Origin of the sequence: Halolamina salina, assembly GCF_042678005.1 — an archaeon.
In the GTDB taxonomy this organism is placed as follows: domain Archaea; phylum Halobacteriota; class Halobacteria; order Halobacteriales; family Haloferacaceae; genus Halolamina; species Halolamina salina.
This window is the reverse complement of the sequence record NZ_JBHUDH010000084.1, coordinates 1-746: the sequence shown is the minus strand read 5'-3', so window position 1 is coordinate 746 and position 746 is coordinate 1. Positions and strand designations below refer to the sequence as shown.

The 746-nt window shown below is 48.4% G+C and carries 2 protein-coding genes; both read right to left on the bottom strand.

The annotated features are described in order from the left end of the window. Positions 1-287: 287 nt before the first annotated feature. A complete protein-coding gene (locus ACFR9S_RS08345) occupies positions 288-533 on the bottom strand; it encodes a hypothetical protein (RefSeq protein WP_379818412.1) in 246 nt (81 codons plus the stop codon). After that, on the bottom strand, positions 526-746 hold a 221-nt coding region (locus ACFR9S_RS08340), incomplete at its 5' end, for a hypothetical protein (protein WP_379818411.1). The genes ACFR9S_RS08345 and ACFR9S_RS08340, both read right to left, overlap by 8 nt.

The following is a 746-nucleotide window of genomic DNA, read 5'->3' as shown; positions in this document are numbered from 1 at the left end:
ACCAGGATAACATAAAAGCTAGGGATCAAATCAGGCTGATATGGCTGAAGAGCTAAAGAGAAGACCCATCACTCCTCGTCACCATTCCTTTAATCTTAGAAGTAATATCTCGGACTGTATGAAATATCATACTCAGCGCGCTTGTTGTCCCATATTCACACTCCGTGCAAACCCACAGATGGCCTTGCTCGAGGAACGGTCCTGAGAAGAACATTTCTGTGGGCTTCGGCATGACCGGGTAGACCCAATACACTTCGTTTAAATCTCTTCCTCATCAGTGTAGTCCATCATCTACCACCTGCTTCAGCGTTCTTTCCCTCTTTCTGTCCAAAGCCCTCTATCGCTCCGTAGATCACACCGGTAAGGCCGCCTGCTACATATGTCGATGAAATCAAACCTAATAGCCAGGCCGTGGATGCAAGTGGGTCTAAGCGGTTTGCGAATGAGTTGGTGATAAGGAAGTAAGCCATTGCCGCTGCCCATCCCGCAGCGACACACTGCATTCCGATGAAAAAGTTATCCCTGTTAATCACCACCACCCTTCTCTGAATTCTGAATATAGTCTAGGAAGTATCGGTCAGAGACCTCCTTTGCATCCTCAAGAACAGTTCGCCCGATCGTCAGTACCAGCAGCCCGTACACGAACACGAAACCAAAGAACGAGCCAACCAGTTTTTCCACCGTTAGATCACCCGTGATGCGGAACATGGATGACATGGCTCCGAAGAAGAACCCTAATACGAACC